The organism is Chryseobacterium phosphatilyticum (assembly GCF_002899825.2).
In the GTDB taxonomy this organism is placed as follows: Bacteria; Bacteroidota; Bacteroidia; order Flavobacteriales; family Weeksellaceae; genus Chryseobacterium; species Chryseobacterium phosphatilyticum.
In genome coordinates, this window is sequence record NZ_PPED02000001.1 from 384,296 (window position 1) to 402,618 (window position 18,323).

At 36.7% G+C, this 18,323-nt stretch carries 10 protein-coding genes; all 10 read left to right on the forward strand.

The window, feature by feature from the left end; translation table 11 throughout:
* Window positions 1-66 precede the first annotated feature (66 nt).
* The 10 genes from hisD (at window position 67) to C1631_RS01795 (ending at window position 18,320) form a co-directional block, all read left to right on the forward strand.
* The gene (gene hisD, locus C1631_RS01750; protein WP_103249774.1) at window positions 67-1,344 is read left to right on the forward strand and encodes a histidinol dehydrogenase; all 1,278 of its coding nucleotides are present in this window, start codon (window positions 67-69) and stop codon (window positions 1,342-1,344) included.
* 1 nt (window position 1,345) lies between these two features.
* Window positions 1,346-2,377, forward strand: coding sequence for a histidinol-phosphate transaminase (gene hisC, locus C1631_RS01755; RefSeq protein WP_109710022.1), 1,032 nt, complete (start codon window positions 1,346-1,348; stop codon window positions 2,375-2,377).
* A gap of 7 nt (window positions 2,378-2,384) precedes the next feature.
* Window positions 2,385-3,479: a bifunctional histidinol-phosphatase/imidazoleglycerol-phosphate dehydratase HisB gene (gene hisB, locus C1631_RS01760; RefSeq protein WP_109710024.1), complete on the forward strand. Its 1,095-nt coding sequence runs from the start codon at window positions 2,385-2,387 to the stop codon at window positions 3,477-3,479.
* A gap of 2 nt (window positions 3,480-3,481) precedes the next feature.
* Window positions 3,482-4,060 carry an imidazole glycerol phosphate synthase subunit HisH gene (gene hisH / locus C1631_RS01765; RefSeq protein ID WP_109710026.1) on the forward strand — a complete coding sequence of 193 codons (579 nt, stop codon included), beginning with the start codon at window positions 3,482-3,484 and terminating at the stop codon, window positions 4,058-4,060.
* The gene (hisA, locus tag C1631_RS01770; protein WP_109711415.1) at window positions 4,060-4,782 is read left to right on the forward strand and encodes a 1-(5-phosphoribosyl)-5-[(5-phosphoribosylamino)methylideneamino]imidazole-4-carboxamide isomerase; all 723 of its coding nucleotides are present in this window, start codon (window positions 4,060-4,062) and stop codon (window positions 4,780-4,782) included. Before hisH ends, hisA begins: the two co-directional genes overlap by 1 nt.
* The gene (hisF, locus tag C1631_RS01775) at window positions 4,775-5,527 is read left to right on the forward strand and encodes an imidazole glycerol phosphate synthase subunit HisF (protein ID WP_109710028.1); all 753 of its coding nucleotides are present in this window, start codon (window positions 4,775-4,777) and stop codon (window positions 5,525-5,527) included. The genes hisA and hisF overlap by 8 nt, the downstream gene beginning before the upstream one ends.
* The gene (hisIE, locus tag C1631_RS01780; RefSeq protein WP_109710030.1) at window positions 5,524-6,111 is read left to right on the forward strand and encodes a bifunctional phosphoribosyl-AMP cyclohydrolase/phosphoribosyl-ATP diphosphatase HisIE; all 588 of its coding nucleotides are present in this window, start codon (window positions 5,524-5,526) and stop codon (window positions 6,109-6,111) included. The genes hisF and hisIE overlap by 4 nt, the downstream gene beginning before the upstream one ends.
* A gap of 362 nt (window positions 6,112-6,473) precedes the next feature.
* On the forward strand, window positions 6,474-6,626 hold the full coding sequence (locus C1631_RS23925; protein ID WP_165828220.1) for a hypothetical protein: 153 nt from the start codon (window positions 6,474-6,476) through the stop codon (window positions 6,624-6,626).
* 91 nt (window positions 6,627-6,717) lie between these two features.
* Window positions 6,718-13,632, forward strand: a complete 6,915-nt coding sequence (locus C1631_RS01790; RefSeq protein ID WP_109710032.1) for a hypothetical protein — start codon at window positions 6,718-6,720, stop codon at window positions 13,630-13,632.
* Between the two features lie 5 nt (window positions 13,633-13,637).
* Window positions 13,638-18,320 (forward strand): hypothetical protein, encoded by a 4,683-nt coding sequence (locus C1631_RS01795; protein WP_123966562.1) that lies wholly within the window; start codon window positions 13,638-13,640, stop codon window positions 18,318-18,320.
* The last annotated feature ends 3 nt before the right edge of the window (window positions 18,321-18,323 follow it).

Here is an 18,323-nt window from a genome sequence, read left to right on the forward strand (position 1 = left end):
TATTTTGATAATCATTGTTTTGAAATAATAATTTACTTTTTACCATCTACCCAAAAAATAAGAGAAATGAAAATCTACAGATACCCTTCCAGAGATATATGGACAGATCTAGTGCAACGTCCCGTTTTAGAACAGAAGGAAATTTCAGCACTTATAGCTGAAATATTTGATGAAGTTGACAGAAATGGTGACCAGGCTTTAATAGGGTTCAACCGAAAATTTGATCAGGCAGAAACAGAAACGGTTATTGTTGCTGAAGCTGAGATTAAAGACGCGGAAAATCGTATTAATAATGATTTGAAGCTTGCCATTCAGCAGGCGAAAGAAAATATTTCAAAGTTCCATGCTTCACAAAATCCGGAAATTCAAAAAATAGAAACAACAAAAGGAGTAGTTTGCTGGAGAGAAAACCGACCTGTGGAGAAGGTCGGAATTTATATTCCAGGAGGCACCGCTCCTTTATTTTCAACGGTTCTGATGCTTGCTATTCCTGCCAATCTGGCTGGATGTAAAGAAATTGTTCTATGTACACCACCGGATAAAAGTGGAAATATCAACTCTGCCATTTTGTATGCAGCTAAGCTTTGTGGAATTTCTAAAATCTTTAAAACAGGTGGGGCACAGGCAATTGCTGCTATGACGATAGGAACTGAAAGTGTTCCGAAAGTCTATAAAATTTTTGGTCCCGGAAATCAGTTTGTCGTTGCTGCTAAAGAATATGCACAACAATATGGGGTGGCCATAGATATGCCTGCAGGGCCAAGTGAAGTTCTTGTCATCGCAGATGAACAGTCGATCCCGGAATTTTGTGCAGCAGATCTGTTGTCACAGGCAGAACATGGAAGTGACAGCCAGGTTGTTTTCCTGACAACAGATCTTAAAGTATTTAATGAGACTATACAGGCTGTTGAGCAACAGGTCAAAGACTTACCGAGAAATGAGATGGCGAGTAAGGCATTAGAAAAAAGTTCTTTTGTTTTAATTGATTCTCTTGAAGCGGCAGTTGAATTCAGTAACCTCTATGCACCGGAACACCTTATTCTGGCTATCAGTGAGCTGGAAAAATACATCCCGATGATCAAGAATGCAGGCTCGGTTTTTCTGGGAAATTATTCCTGCGAAAGTGCGGGAGATTATGCCAGTGGAACCAATCATACACTTCCAACGAATGCCTATGCCAGAAATTATAGCGGGGTTTCTCTGGATAGCTTTGTGAAAAAAATAACATTTCAGCACCTGTCAAAAGAAGGATTACAAAATTTAGGAAAAACAATAGAAATCATGGCTGAAGCTGAAGGTCTTCTTGCCCATAAAAATGCAGTATCAATACGATTAAAAAAATAAAATGGAAAACAATACAATTAATATCAAAGCTTTAGTACGGGAAAATATATTGAAATTACAACCCTACATAAGCTTCAGGGATCATAATGAATTTGATAAACCGGTTCTGCTGGATGCCAATGAGAGCCCCTTCGGAGAATTTAACCGTTATCCGGATTCTACACAGAAGAAGCTTAAAAATAAATTAGCAGGTCTTAAAAATGTTTTTCCGTCACAAATAGCAATAGGAAATGGAAGTGACGAACTGATCGACCTCATCATTAAAGTTTTTTGTGAGCCTAAAAAAGATTCTATCATGATGATGAACCCTTCCTTTGCAATGTATGGGTTTTATGCAGCAATCAATGAAAATAAAGTGTTGAAGCTGAATTTGAATGAGAATTTTGAGATGGTAAAAGACGATTTCGTGAAGATGACCGGTGAAGAAACGATTAAAGTATTCTTTCTATGCTCACCAAATAATCCAACCGGAAACAGTATAAAGGATATCGAGTTTTACCTTCAGAATTGTAGCGGAATTGTGGTGGTTGATGAAGCGTATATTGAATTTTCAGGTAAAAAATCAAGCATTGAGCTTTTAAACAAATATCCTAATCTCATTGTTCTGCAGACATTTTCAAAAGCATGGGGTGCGGCAGGAGCAAGAGTAGGTATTGCGTATGCTTCTGAAGAAATTATAAGCCTGATCAATACAGTAAAGGCGCCTTACAATGTGAATGCATTAAGTCAGGAGCTGATTCTGAAAACTCTTGAAGAAGAAAACAGGTTAGAAAGCAACGTAGAAAATATTTTAGCAGAAAGAAAATGGCTGGCAGAACAGTTTCAGGATATTTCGTGTATTTCAAAGATATTTCCTACAGATGCCAACTTCTTTTTGGTTCAAATGACCAATGTGGATCAGGTATATGGAAAGATGCTGGAAGAGGAAATTTTAACCAGCAGAAGAGATCCTGCGATACCGGGGTGTATCCGGATTAATGTAGGAAATCGTAAGGAAAATGAAAAATTGATCAATCTTTTAAAAACAACATAAACCAGATATGAAAAAAGTATTATTTATAGATCGTGACGGGACGCTGATTATTGAACCCCCCGTTGATTTTCAGGTTGATTCATTGGAAAAACTTGAGTTTTATCCGGGGGTTTTCAGAAACCTTTCAAAAATAGCCACCGAACTGGATTATGAATTGGTGATGGTAACAAATCAGGATGGTCTTGGAACGGAAAGCTTTCCCTTTGAAGACTTTATTAAACCTCAGGAAAAAATGTTGAAAGCATTCAAAAATGAGGGGATTTTATTTAGTGATATTTTAATTGATAAAAGCTTTGAGCATGAAAATCTTCCCACCAGAAAACCGGGAACAGGAATGATGGCAAAGTATATGTATGGAAATTATGACCTTGAAAATTCATATGTAATTGGTGATCGAGGTAGTGATGTGCAACTTGCTGTAAATTTGGGGTCTAAGGCTATTTATCTTAATCAAAACTTAAATGCGAATGCCGCACTTTCTACCACAAGCTGGACTGATATTTACCAGTTCTTAAAATCGGGAATGCGAAAGGCCAAAGTATCCAGAAAGACGAACGAAACGGAAATAGAAATTGAGGTCAATATCGATGGAAGCGGAAAGTCAGAAATTTCTACGGGGCTTCATTTTTTTGACCACATGTTGGATCAGATTGCGAGACACGGAAATATGGATCTCAATATTCATGTGAAGGGAGATCTTGCCGTGGATGAGCATCACACGATAGAAGATACAGCTATTGTTCTGGGCGAAGCAATTGTAAAGGCGTTAGGAAAGAAAAAAGGAATTGAAAGATACGGTTTCCTTCTCCCGATGGATGATTGCCTCGCACAAGTGGGTATAGACTTCGGAGGCAGACCATGGCTGGTTTGGGATGTTCAGTTTAAAAGAGAAAAAATTGGAGACGTTCCTGCAGAAATGTTTTTTCACTTCTTCAAATCGTTTACCGACTCTTCAAAATCCAACCTGAATATCAAAGCAGAAGGAGATAATGAACACCACAAGATAGAATCTGTTTTTAAAGCATTTGCCAAAGCGATTAAAATGGCGGTCAATCAGTCTGATGCCAATTATAGTTTACCATCAACCAAAGGAAGTTTATAAAGATGATTGCTATCATAAAATATAACGGTGGAAACGTAAATTCCGTTCAGAACGCTTTAAACCGGCTGGGAGTTGATTCTGTTATTACAGATGACCCTCAACAGATTATACAATCAGATAAAGTTATTTTTCCGGGTGTCGGTGAGGCTTCGTCCACGATGAAGCTTTTAAAGGAGAAAGGCCTGGATATTCTGATTCCCACTTTGACACAGCCTGTATTGGGAATATGTCTGGGAATGCAGCTGATGTGTAAGGAGAATGAAGAAGGGAATACTGAAGGAATGGGAATTTTTGATTGCAAGGTTAAAAGATTTCCTCCAAAAGGGCTGGTTCCCCATATGGGCTGGAATACCATTTCAGGACAGGATTTGTCTTTATTTGAAGGACTTGAAGCCGGAAGTGATGTCTATTTTGTTCACAGTTATTATTGTGAATTATCGGATTATACAACTTCGGTGTGTGATTATATTCTGCCATTCAGTGCTTCGCTGCAGAAAAATAATTTTTATGCAGTACAGTTTCACCCTGAAAAATCAGGAGGAATTGGCAGTCAGATTTTAAATAATTTTATAAAACTATGATGAAAATTATTCCGGCTATTGATATTATCGACGGGAAGTGCGTACGCTTGTCAAAAGGAGATTATAGCACTAAAAAGATCTATAATGAAAACCCCGTAGAAGTGGCAAAAGAGTTTGAAGACTTTGGGATAAAATTTCTGCACCTTGTAGATCTTGACGGGGCAAAATCAAAACATATTGTCAATCAGGAAGTATTGGAAGATATTGCCAGGTCGACATCGCTGCACATTGATTTTGGGGGAGGATTAAAGACGGAAGAAGATATACAAACGGCTTTCAATTCCGGTGCAAAGCAGATTACATTGGGAAGTATTGCAGTACAGGATCCTGAATTTTGCTTCAGAATGATTGAGCAATATGGCCCGGAGAAAATAATCCTCGGAGCCGATTGTGATAACCGAAAAATTAAAACTTCAGGCTGGCTGGAAGAAAGTGACCTGGATGTGATTGATTTTATTTTAAAGTACCGGGAAAAGGGAATCCAAAATGTAATTTGTACAGATATTGCCAGGGATGGTATGCTGAAAGGGCCTTCGACAGGGCTTTATATTGAAATTCTATATAAAACTTCTGTTCAGCTTGTTGCAAGTGGAGGCGTTTCAGGGATCAAAGACGTATATAAGATGAAAGATCTCGGTTGTTCCGGGACAATCATCGGAAAAGCAATTTATGAGGGTAAAATAAGCTTACAACAACTTCAGAATTTTATTGAAAATGCTTAAAAAAAGAATAATTCCGTGTCTGGATATAAAAGACGGGGCTACCGTGAAAGGAATCAATTTCGAAGGATTACGAAATGCCGGAGATCCTGTAGAACTGGCCAGAAAATATGAAAATGAAGGTGCTGATGAGCTGGTCTTTCTGGATATCACTGCCACGATTGAAAAAAGAAAAACGTTTGTAGAACTGGTGAAATCTATAGCCAAAGAACTGAGTATTCCATTCACGGTAGGAGGCGGAATTTCCACTATTGAAGATGTAAGAAAGCTTTTGGAAGCGGGTGCTGATAAAATCAGTATCAATTCATCTGCGGTAAAAAATCCACAGCTTATTTCAGATCTGGCCAAAGAATTTGGAAGCCAGTGTGTCGTGGTGGCTATTGATACCCGCCTGGTAGACCTATCGGATCTTGTTCACATCAAAGGAGGAAGGGAAGCCACTTCTCTGAATACCATTGAATGGGCACAACAGGCTGAAGCTTTGGGTGCAGGAGAAATTCTTTTAACTTCCATGGATGGTGACGGAACCAAAAAAGGATTTGATCTTCGGATTACCCAACTGGTAGCAGACAAAATAAGCATTCCTGTCATTGCTTCAGGTGGAGCGGGGTCGATAGCTGACTTCGTTCAAGTTTTTGATGAGACCAGAGCTACAGGGGCTTTGGCAGCCAGTATATTCCATTTTAATGAAATAGGAATCCAGAATTTAAAAGAACAATTGAAAAATCAAAAAATTGACATACGATGAAAATTAATTTTAATAAAGACAATGGTCTGGTTCCGGTGATTATTCAGGACAACACAACGCTTCAGGTTCTGATGCTGGGGTATATGAATGAGGAGGCTTTCAAGAAAACAGAACAGGAAGGAATCGTTACTTTTTTCAGCCGTTCCAAAAACAGACTCTGGACAAAAGGAGAAGAATCGGGTAATTTTTTAACGGTAAAAAGTATTGACATCGATTGTGACCAGGATACCATTTTAATCAAAGCAACTCCAACCAATGTAGTTTGTCACACCGGAAGTTTCAGCTGCTTTGGAGAGAAGGCTCCAAAAGGCTTTTTATACGAGCTGGAAGAAAAGATCTCTCAAAGAATTGATGATAAAACAGAAGGATCATATACCTATTCACTCTATCAGAGAGGAATCAATAAAGTGGCTCAGAAAGTGGGAGAGGAAGCTATAGAAGTGGTTATTGAAGCTAAAGATGACAATGCTGAGCTTTTTAAAAATGAGGCCGCTGATTTGATGTATCATTTTTTAATCCTGTTGAAAGCGAAAGGTTTCTCTTTGGAAGATATAGAAAAGGTTCTTCAGGAAAGAAATCATTAAAACCTTTGAATATTTCAAAGGTTTTTTTGTGTAAAATAAATAAAGTTAATGATTTTCAAATCTACTTTGGTCGCACATTATGATGATGAGTAAATTATTAAAATTTATTAAAAATTTATTAAAGATGTTGAATAAATCATTATCTTTAGTGAAAACAATAATTATGAGAAACCTGACTAATTTAATCCCATTGCAACGTTCTCCGGACGATAATTTCCTCAGTTTTTTTCTTACATCAGTTATAATAGAAGATAGAACAAGTTTTTTGGGATTTTGATAATAAAAATATTCCAGGCTTTTATTTACCTCACTGAACAACTGAGTTCTTTTCATATTACATGTGTTTTTATGACCTTCATCCATTGAAGCATAAAACAGAAATTGTAGTTCAGACTATATACAGCCAGCTTTTTGATGGCTGGAATCATCAGTTCTGTACAACAGAATGTTATTTGCCTGATCTGATTGATCTTTCTGATGGTTTTATCGATGAGTCATGGCAAAAGGATCGTTAAAATAATGAGTTCTGTTCATTCTTCATGTAGAATAGTTCCTTTTTTTAATGGCAATACTCAGTCAACACCTTAATTATAAAATTTTCTGATTATGTCTGATAAGAAAATACAACAATACTTATTGGCAAACCACCTGAAACCTCTTATTATCTTCAGATTTGATGATGAAGGGGCTTCAGAGTGTTTTGGCGTTTTTGTAGGAAGTAAAAAATCTCGATCTGCCGGAGATCAGGATTTTAATGATCTTGTCCTCCAAAATAGAGACGGACAGAGTTTCCGGTTGCTTAAATGGTATAACGAAACCCCTTTATGGATTCTTCCATTGATTGAAACCAAAGAAGGTTATGATCTGAATTACAATGAAAACATTGATTTTCCAAGTGTGGTAAAATCCGGTTTTATAAGTATAGTTGCTCATAAGAAACAGGACGGTGATCCTGACTGGAAAAAATATTCAGATCTAGCGATCAATACAAAGGTCAACTTCAGTCACTATCTGAATATTAAAACAAAAGGATTCAGCACCCATAATTTTTCTGAATATAAGATTATTGATGAAAAGCTTTCAAACGAGAGCATTAAAGTATGGTTTACTGAAGCAGATAAGATTGCAACGACTGACCGACTGATCATATTTAAGGGTATTGAATGTGAGATCGTCAATAAAAAGGGAAAAAAACTTGATTTTGATATCTGGTTAGGGATAAGAAATAAAGAAGATGACAAAGAGAAACAGAACAAAATCTTTTTATCCATTAATTCTGAAAATCGAAATGACAGCATTCAGGAAGCAGGTACAGATTGTCCAATCGTTTGGAAAAAAGGAGGACTTAGAGATGATAGTATTTTTCCCGATCTCAGAACTGATACCTTTTCTTTAAATAATAATAAACTGGCTCTGGATCATTATAGCTCCAATGAGAATGATCTTTCGTATAACTTATCACTTATTGACTACAAAGAAGCTTATCTTGATGTAGGTAATCATTATTCATGGTTTATTAAGGAAGGAGGTGAAGGAGGAAGTGGACAGTATTTGTATCCTTTTTTTAAATACATGACCAGTATTAATGATTCTATACTGAAGGGTTTTGTACTCAGCAGTTATAATCTGATTTATTTTTTCCAAATCAACAGATATCAGCAACAGAACTTTAGTAATACGGTGATCTCGTGGCTTACCGGGGCTGTTAAATATGAACTGTTAAATGAAACATTCAAAAAGGTTGCTTTCTCGCGGTCTATTGCCGATCGGGCAATGCAGGAGAGTCTCACTCCGGAAATTAAAAATTTCGAATTCTCCAATCTGAACCAGATTATCCTTGAGCACGCTGTTACCAATAAAAATGTCTCATTCACAGCTATAAGACGTTTGAACAATCCTGTGAAATTAGTAAAAAGTATAGAGGGACTTGATTCCTCAATCTCTAAAAATCACGATATATATCTTCCTAACTTTAAACAAAGTACAACAGACAGGAAACAGAGTATCCTTACAGAAGACCATAAAAAACTGAGTATTTCCAATGTAAATTTTATTGCGGATGATATTTTAAGAACCAATGACAACGGAACATTTTTCGCCTTCAGCATAGAAAAAAAAATTGCGGGAACTCAATTGTCTGGTTTTGTGAATGATGGTTCTTTTTCATTTGATTTAGATAGCAACGAAAGCATTCAGGGGAGAATGTATTTTTCTCTCCAGCTTCAGAAAGCACAAAAACCTTTGTATTTATGGGAATGGTATAAAGATCTGGAAAAGAAGGATACTATAGTTCCATGTTACTCTATTGAGGATTTTATATTACCCGTCAAAAATATAAGACCATTATCTACAGACCTTTCTGAACAGGAACGGTATATTGCAGATGATGATAACAGTTCGCTGGCAAGCACGGGTACCATTCGATCAATACCTCCACTCATTATTCCTGTGTCTGATTTTAAAAGTGATCAGAAATATTTTCTCTCATTAAGCGAAAACACCAATGTAGGACAGGATTTTAATTTTTCTGCAGAATTGCAGTGCACACATAATAAACCATCCCGGAATCCCGAACAAGGTAGCTTAGAAGTAGTCGTATTAGGGCATCAACCACAGACGGCAATGAAAATTAAAACTCCTTTTGGTTCTGTCCCTCAATATGACAATGGTAAATGGGTTGTGGCCAGAAAAAATAATTTATCTGCGGATGGAAGTATATGGGAGATCCTCAATAATACGGAAAATGAAGAGATCATTGTTACGCTTCCACCTCAGGTGATGGGTGAAGCTTTCCGTAAGACTGATAAAGATGGAAAATATTACAATAATGTTATTGCAGGAGAGCCTGTAGATGATCAGAAAGTACAGTTTAAATTCAGTCCACCGGCAGAGCTGCATATATCAAACGAACAACTGAATCGTCAGATGGTTACTGCACCATGGAATATACAGCATTTATTCGGGACTTATGGAGACTCTAATCCCGGATTAAGGTTGCTGAAAGCACAGTTTGAATTGCTCTATGGAATGAGCGCTGAATTTGAAAATAAGGAAGCTTTTATTGCAGAGCTTGAAAATAAATTAGGCCAGCTGGTAAAAGCTCCAAGAGGAAGAATTGTATGGGAGAGCAACAAGGATCAGACATATGCATTTAATAAAGCCTATTCTGTTTTTATTCAGACCTTACTGCTTTTTAATTCGCGATTGGCGATTTATGAAGTTTCTGCTCAGGATAAATTTCAGCCTGTAAAATTTACGAAAGGGATCAATTATTTTTTCAGAACAGACTATATCGAAGATCCTTCTATAGTTGAAGAGGTTGAAAGGAAAAAGCTTGCAAAGAGAAAAGGAGCAAAGCTAAAATGGCCTTTTATAGACAAAAACGGAAATCAGGTGGTCCCGGACTACCTCAAAGAAATTCATGAAAAGTATCACTCAGATAATGGACTGGCAGGAGGATTTCATTTTGGGTTTGAGTCATTGGCAATATACAACGAACTCTGGACCACAGGGTATAAAAAAGGTTCGTCCTCAGGTGAAATAGAAAATATCGCTTTTAGCTCACTGGGAGGTTATGGAAAACAGGTCGCCCGTTTTGCCAACGATAAATCTATCATTAAATCAACAACGACTCTGGGACGTACTCATTTTTATGCTGTGGAAAGAATCGGAAGAGTCGGAGTACTTTGGAATAAAGCTAAACATGTTATAGAATATGAACGAACTGTAGTTCCATCTGAACAGTTTTCGCATACAGAAAATACAGGTCGCGTTATTATGAGGAAGGTCCGTGAATTTGTAGAAATTTTGGAACCTGAAAGAAAGTATCCTGAATTCGGAGCAGATCCTGCTGACTCAGGTTCTGTTTTAGGAAGTCACTTTAAATCCATAAAGATTCCGGTATCATCAACCTGGGGGAGAGATATTGTACGGGATAATAAACCTGTTGGATGGGAAGTTCCGCTCTGGAAAAAAGATATAGATTTTACGATTTACCCGTTTCCACAGATTATGCTTGCTGCATTGCCTTCAAGAGAATCTCAACTAAAAGAAGTCTTGTATAACCTCGCTAACCCTGATGATCTTTATTTTTATACTGATGTGACGGAGACAACAACGGCTATTACAGATAGCTGGAAAAGTGAGGTGAATGTAGATTATACCTTGCAGCCGTTTGAAAATATTTATTTGGGTGCTTCGCCCTGTCTGGATTATAATGATCCTAAATTAATCAACACACAAATTCCTTCTCCTTTGGATGTTTTACCAGGTTTTGAAAGGTTTACTTTCAAAATATTACCTTCCGATATACCGATTTCTGCAAATGGTGCTTATAATAATGATTCCAATGTAGTAGGTAAATTGCGGACGGTTACCATGCAGAGGAAGCCTGCAGCTAAGGTGGATCAGAATGGAAAACCAATTGACGGATACATCACAGCTGAACAAATCGGTCATAGAACGAAATTTCATACATTTTTAAAGGAAAATGTGAATGGCTATACAAAAGGGATAATAGCCGCTTTGAAAAGTCCTGATTTAAAAATTGAGAGAGAAAAGGGAAAAGTCACTCAACAGATCAGAAAAGATATTATTGCCCATTTTTCTTCTATTAGTAATGGAATCCGTGTTGATTCTTTCAAAGACTTAACAGCTAACATTAATGCAAAACCTGAACTTAGATATTTAAATTGGCCACCCAATGATTACAATATTGATTCTTTTAATACCGCAAGAAGAGGCGACTGGGAAATTCCTACCGCAGCACTTTGGTTTCAATTAACCAAAGAACTGGATGCAGGGATAGGAGCTATCGACAAAAATTATACAGTACTGTTTAAAGAAGCCAAAAAAGAATTCGATCAGCTTATTCAGGAAAATCCGCTTTCAGACCTAAAAGAGACTATTCTGCAAAGAATTGAAGCTTTTGAAGCTAATATTACTGATCTGAAAAGCCATCTTGAGATAAACCTTAATCAGTTCAATGGGGTGCTGAGTTCAGAGGCTGATAAAATAAGGTTGTTTCTTGAGCATAATTACAGTAAAATTGACGAGGAATTGGCGGGCCACATCAATAAAGCTCAAAGCAGCATAGATGAAATTACTGACCCCGGAATCACTTTAGATAAATTTAGGACTGACATTCGTGATAAAATCCTTACCAATATCCAAAGCTTTATAAAGAAGTTAATTGAAAATATTAACATTAATAAAAACATTAAAGACCAGATCAATAATGAGATAACAACAATTATCAATAAAAAGCTAAAGGAAATATCAGACTATCTGTTTACATTGAAACCAGCAGATTTTAAGCTGGAAGAGGCAAAAAATGAGATAAAAAAATCATTACGGGACTCATCGACAGAGCTTAAAAGTGTATTATCTGATCTTAAAAAAGAGCTGGCCGATAAATTGGTCACTACTTCAGAATTATTTTCTGATGGTATAAAAGATATTACAAAAGGATTCGGAGAACTATTAGAGGCTGAATATATAAAAATCCTCAAAATGATTCAGGTTTTTAAAGATAAAATAAATAAACCTGAGGCCAGTCTCAAAGAATCTGTTAACCAGTTTTTTGAAGTAAATGCTGAAAATAAATTTGTAATGGTTCAGGAAATCCTGAATAACCTTATTCCTGAAATCCAAAAATTTCTGATTAAAGACTATCAGCTTAAAGCCAATCTTCCCGTTCCTCCGGTAGCTCATCTTTTTAACAAGCTAAATGACTGGATTAAGGAACAGATCAATGATTTGAAATCATTTCTCAACAAATTAAAAGAAAGTAGGGATCTCGCCGAACTTGAGAAAAAAATTGATGAACATTATGGATATCTTAAAAATATTTACACAGAGCTTAATGATTTAGAAGAAGCCATCAAAAAAGGAGATACCAACACGATCATTAAAAACGCCAATGAGCTGTCGCAGGCCATCAATAAGGATTTTGGGGAAGTAATCGGTGAGGTGACGAAAGGATATTATCAAGCCGTGGATCTAAGAAATAGTTATGCTGACCTCGATAAAGAGATTCAGAATACACTCTTTAATTATCGTTCGGTATTTGAAGACATCAAAGCTGTGGATCTCGGTTTCAACAGAAAGACGATTGAGCTTGTCTGCAATTTTAAAGAAAATATGGCGCCCCGGCTACTGCTTACTCCCGTAATGGGAAAACTTAAAAAAATGAATGAAGGACTGGACGCAATGGGGATCAGTATTCCCTATGCAGGACTTGAAGATAAGTTTGTAGCACCGCTTAAAGAATGGGGGACTCATTTTGCAAATTCTTTATCTCAGCAGTTTCCGATATCCAATCTGTTAAACGATATCGGAGGGATGAAATTTGACCATCTTTTTCCGTTTTTAAAATCAGATGATGCTTTTTTCAAAGCGGTTAAAATTACCCACGACCTAGATAAAGAAGCCATGAAAGCTTGGGTTAAGGCCGATGTGGATTACACTTTTACCGGTGACAATACCTTTATGACGATAGGCCCGGTAAAGGTAACAATGCTTAAAAATGCCAGAATCCTTGCACAGGCTAATGAGTCGATAGATATTGATAAAAACAGACAAAGTGAAAATACGGGTTCATTAAAAGCTACCTTTGAGATTTCTCTCTCAGGAACTCCATTAATGTTATTTAAAGAAACGGTAATCAGTTTCAGAAACGGCAAATACGATTTTGACCTCGACCCTGCCAGAATGGAGATGCCTGGCTTATTGAAACTACTTACTGACGCATCAAAAAAAATAGAAACCACAGCTCCGGCAAAAGGAGAGAAAAGTTCACCCTTCAAACTGGAAATTCTGAAAGTAAAACAGCAGATCGGTGGAAAAGATTTTGAATTACCCATAGGAGCAAGAGCAAGCTTAGACCTTCCACCTCTTTCGATTGGAGGAGGACCTACGTCGATCTCTAATTTATCTTTTGGAGGAAATTTTATCATGAAAGCAGTAGATGATTCTGATCAGAAGAATTTGAAGCTGGACTTTTTGGTAGGACTAGGTTTTTATCTTGGTAAGAAAGAACTTCCATTCAATTTTACGGCATTCATTCTTGGTGGAGGTGGATATATTGACTGTAATTTCCGCTATAAGCCATCAGAAAACAATTCAATACAGGTCGATTTCGTCATGAGTGTACACGCCAGTGCAGCTTTTGCTATAAGTGCAGGATGGATCAGCGGAGGAATTATAATACTGGCAGGCGTTGAGTTACAATATAAAAGTGGTGCCTCAGGAAGTACAAGAATCGAAATTTTTATTGCCATCATAGGAACTGTAGATATTCTCGGCTTAGTTTCCGTATACCTCAGTCTGCGCCTGGCAATCAATTATCTCAGTGATGGTAACGGAACCGTATTGTATGGAACGGGTACCGTCAGACTTAAAATTAAAATCTGTGCATTTGTTACGATACGGGTGAACAGATCTTATACGATGATTCTGAAAGGCGAATCCAAAAGCGTTAGCAACAGCCGGTCAGAAGAAATAGCAACCTCCTTAAACTAAACACCATGGCAGATATAACATTACAAATGTGTTTTGACAGTTCATTTATTGACTTCAATATGGAAGATGGGGGCACTTTTTTACATAAAGTATCCCTGCTGTCAGTAGGAAACTCCTATCATAAAGATAATATTACTGATGATCAGATTAAAAATAAGTTTACCGATCTGAGAAAATTCTTATTACCCTGGAATCATTCTGATGAGAAATATCCGCCGACCCATCTGAGAGCATGGATGGTGGTTGAGGACAAAACAAAGGGAAAAATTGCAGATCTCCAAAAAGTATTTGACTTTCCGATCAGCAACGTTGAAATCAATAATACTGTAACTGATCCTTTAAAAGAATATTATGAAAATCAATTGGAAGAACAGGTTCAGGATGGTGAAGTTGATTGTTTATTATATGAATTTAACCGGGAGATCGATATTGAAATCAATGAAGATTCTGAAATTCAAACTTCTCAGCATAAGAGAGGAAGGGTACAGGGAATGATTGCTCAAATGGCCCAAAAGCTGGCTCCTTATAATGAACAGCTCGGATTTTTATTTCTGTCAAATGAGAAAGACCTGGATGAGGAAAAAGTCAAAGAGTTTTATGAGAATGAAGGGGGTGAATTGGTTTTTTTTCCTGTTTCTCATGAAGAAGAATCGGCGTGGTATACAACCTCAAAACCGGAACCTATAAATGATTTCTTTAAGCTGATCTATAAAAAGGGAAACGAAACAGAAGGTATTCATATGACAAGATCTGTACTGACTCAGCCTACTAAAAAACCGGAATTAAAAGCTTCTGCCGGCAATATTACTTTAAGAGATGCCGGGAAGTTTATAGGTAAAGTAAAGATTGAGGTTGAACAGGACAATGACTGGAAATTAAATATAACAGATGAGCTGACAAACGTTTTGAATTTTATGGAAGTGTTTTGCCAAAATGCAACAATAAAAGAAACCATAAAGCAAGAAAAAGATATAAAGAATGTATTTGAGTACTTTTTGAGACCTTTTCTGGATTTAGATTCTATAGAAAAAAAACCTGATGGCACTCAAAGCAGTGAATACTGGATGAAGATTGAAAAATTAATCATTGATACTGTTATTGCTAAAAATCAAAATTACCAAACAATTGAAGAAGATACCCAGGAAGCAAAAGAAAAATGTGACCAATATTTTAAAATTATAGATAAAAACCTCAGTGATCAGGATCACTACCGGAGAATAGAATGGATAATAGAGGAACTTTTCTTTGAGGGGCAGAATATATTCAACTATACAATCTATAAGGACAATCCTGAATTATTTAAAAATACTATTGAAAAGCTGTATGCTGTACTTCTCAATAGCAGGAATCAGGCAAGTATAATCTCCGTGTTAGCAGGTTTAGATTTTTCGATGGTAAACCTTACTGACAATATAACGGGACTAAAAATTGAAAATGAAGCTTTAGTATATGAAGATGCCAATCCGAAAAATAGTAAGATCTTTCCTATCATTGAAATTTTGAATTTTGATATTTTCAGCCTCTTTAATTCTTATTTGCTTCATTACGGAAAAGTTGTGCCTGAAAGTAATCCCGCTCAGCCTCAGAAGTCACTTTTAGCCTACCTGATTAATGATAAATCATTTGATGATGCTGTTTTAAAAGATGAAATTGTAACAAAACTTACTGATTTGCTGATTACCGGGTCAGAAATACGTGAGACGAATCTACAGCTGATTTATTCTGAAAATAAGAAATTGACCAAACAGGTTACTGTAAATGAAATTGAGTTAAGAAATCTTCTTGGAAAAAGGATTAATTCGTTTGCAAAGTCGGAGGTAAGGCCTACATCAGATCAGGTTCCTGTCCGTATTCAGATCGGAACTCCAGGTCAGATAATTCCCGATATTACAGATGACTTATCAGATGAACTAAGCGGATATGTTGTGCTTAGTAAACGCAGCACAAACATCAATAACGAACAATTTGGAGATTGGAAATATCATAATTGGGCTAAGGTTAAAAGGCAGCTTAAAGAATCAGTAGACAGCAATCCGCTCGAGGCCTCATTTTTAATTCCCGGCCAGCTTGCAACAGAAAATGAAACCCAAAAAATATTTTTTGAGATCAGCAATGAAAAAGCTTCCCTTACAGCGACTCTGGAAGGTCTGAATAAAGGAATTAGTGAAGAAACAACCGGAAGCGGGAAAAACCATTCTCAATTGATGTATTTGTTAGATGGAGATAAAACCCACTATCCTTACGGCTTAATCTATGGGTATAACTACCAATTTGCAGCATTTGCCGTTCTCAACAGCGGAGTTCTGCCTGAAGATCTGAGGGATAATCCGGAGGTGTTGAATGTCTTTAAAGAAACCGGGATTCAATTAACTCATGAAGAAACAACTTCTTATCAATATCTCAGAACCAGGAATGTCTCTCCACCCAATCTCAGGTTGAATGAAGTACATCAATATCCAAAAGAACTGAATCCTCTGTATTTTGAATTGTTTCCTGAAGATCAGACAACGAGCAAACTGATTGTTGTCGGAGAAGGATTTAACGATGATTTTACCATTATTGCGGAAAAACCCCGAACCTCTTTTTGGGACTGTTATTCCTTTGTCAATAAAGGGAATATTCTTGCAGATATTGAGCCTTTTAAACTTTTTGACCCTAAAGAGGAACGCCTGCCGGTACAGCAAACACGTTTTATCGACTATATTGATCCTGCAGTAAGTAATACGTTATATATTGAAATTAAGGATCTGAATGGAGTAGCAGAACCTGTTTCTGCACAGTTTGATTATAATGGTAAAGCATATGGCATCAATGGACAGGAACTTAATTTAGAAAAATGCTCAAAAAAAATCACTGTACAATTCGATCCGAAGGCAAAGCACCTGATTTTTGATGAACCTAATGCGATAATCATTCTCAATCCCGGTTGTATTTATTCCATCAGAATATATAACCTGATCCCTATCAAATATTTTGATAAGGATGGAAGTGAACTTAGATTCCACAAATGCTTTGATAATGTATATGATTCTACAGAGATCATCCATGATAAAGAAGGTAATTCGTATTATAAGATAGCATTTGAAGAGCAGGTGATAGAGACCGCTGGTGTAGAAAATATTAGTGAGAATGCCCTTTGGGAAAATTTTGAAATTTCGGATAATTCCGCATGGCTGGACAGAATGTTTAAGAATGATCAGACTAAAGAAAGCTCAGTTAAAGCCATTATTAATACAGACATTAAATTCAGCCTCTTCAGCAGAGTAGAAGTACAACATCAGAAATGGGAATGGAACGGAAGACAGCTGAATACAGATATTACCCGGTTAAGAAATTCTTTAAATCCTGTAAAAGAAACAGAAACATCTCTTTATCATACGACTGAAGCCATGAGGTTTGAAGCCTGGGCACAGTCGGACAGACCGGATTATACCTCTGTAAAAACACAAAGCCGGATTTTTGCTTCCAAAAACAAGAATGCTAATGTGGTGCATGAATATAAAAATATAATTGACAACCATTCCATATACCTGAAATATAAAGTAGAAATTTTTAACCGATACGAATCATTACCTTCCAGGCGATATGCAACCAACTCTGTAAAAAGCAGTATTACAGTGGATAATGTAGATAACCCGTGGAAACGGCATATCACGCTTTCCAAAAGAAAAGAAGAATTACCAATACCATCCGTAAGATTCTATATTCCATTAACGAATTCCATTCATGAAGCTAATGATCACAGCAATCAGATGGCAGACATGATGTTGGTACTGGACGATGTCTGGTATAAAGAAGCAGGACTTGCTCAGAAGCTTACACTTGGAATTAAAACAACAGAAAATGCTTCGGATGGATTCTATCCGGAAGCGGGATATGACCCGACTCTGTCTGCAACAAAAACAGCAAAGGTGATACCTACGGATAAAGAAGGCTATTTGATAGTGGATGATAAGTATTTTACAGGCCCATTCGGTTTTACCTTTGATTTTAATGCATCCAATCCCAGAATTAATTCCAGTTCATTTATTATTTCAGGAAATGGCCTGAGTAATTATATCAACAAGGATGTGAAAGATGATGCATACTGGCCAATGTTTAAACTCAGTACAAGAAGCGAAATAATTCCCCAGCTCTATGATGAAGAATCAGGTGATGCAGCAGGACTGAATAGCAAGTGGAGCAGTCCGCAATGGGTTCAGTTTATGAAAGCTGTAGATTCATTTGTGCCGCAGAAATGGAGAGATAGTGTGAGAAAGAATAACTATCTGGAGCTGGGATCCCACCAATTAGAAGAACAGTTGAAAATTCCTCTTCTGAACCGATTTGGGGAGACTTTTGAAATATTCCATAACTGGTATTTAATATTTTCTACGGTAGAAAGCAATATTGGAGGACTTCCGGTTGAAAATTATTACAATACTTTCATCGTGAATGAAATTAATGAAACTCTGACCTCTTTTCAGTCTGTACACGAACCGGATAAGAAAATCCAGGATTTTAAAGAGGGATTTATAAGGATAATGGTTGTTCGTAAATCAGAAGATTATAATACATCCAAACCAGCCGAAGATATCTGGAAAGAAATATTTGGGGATAAAGATGAGAGTACAAAAAGAATAAAAGAAGATAATACACTGGCAATGCCTATTCTCAGTGAAAGAATACCTATAAAAATAATCACCTAAAAA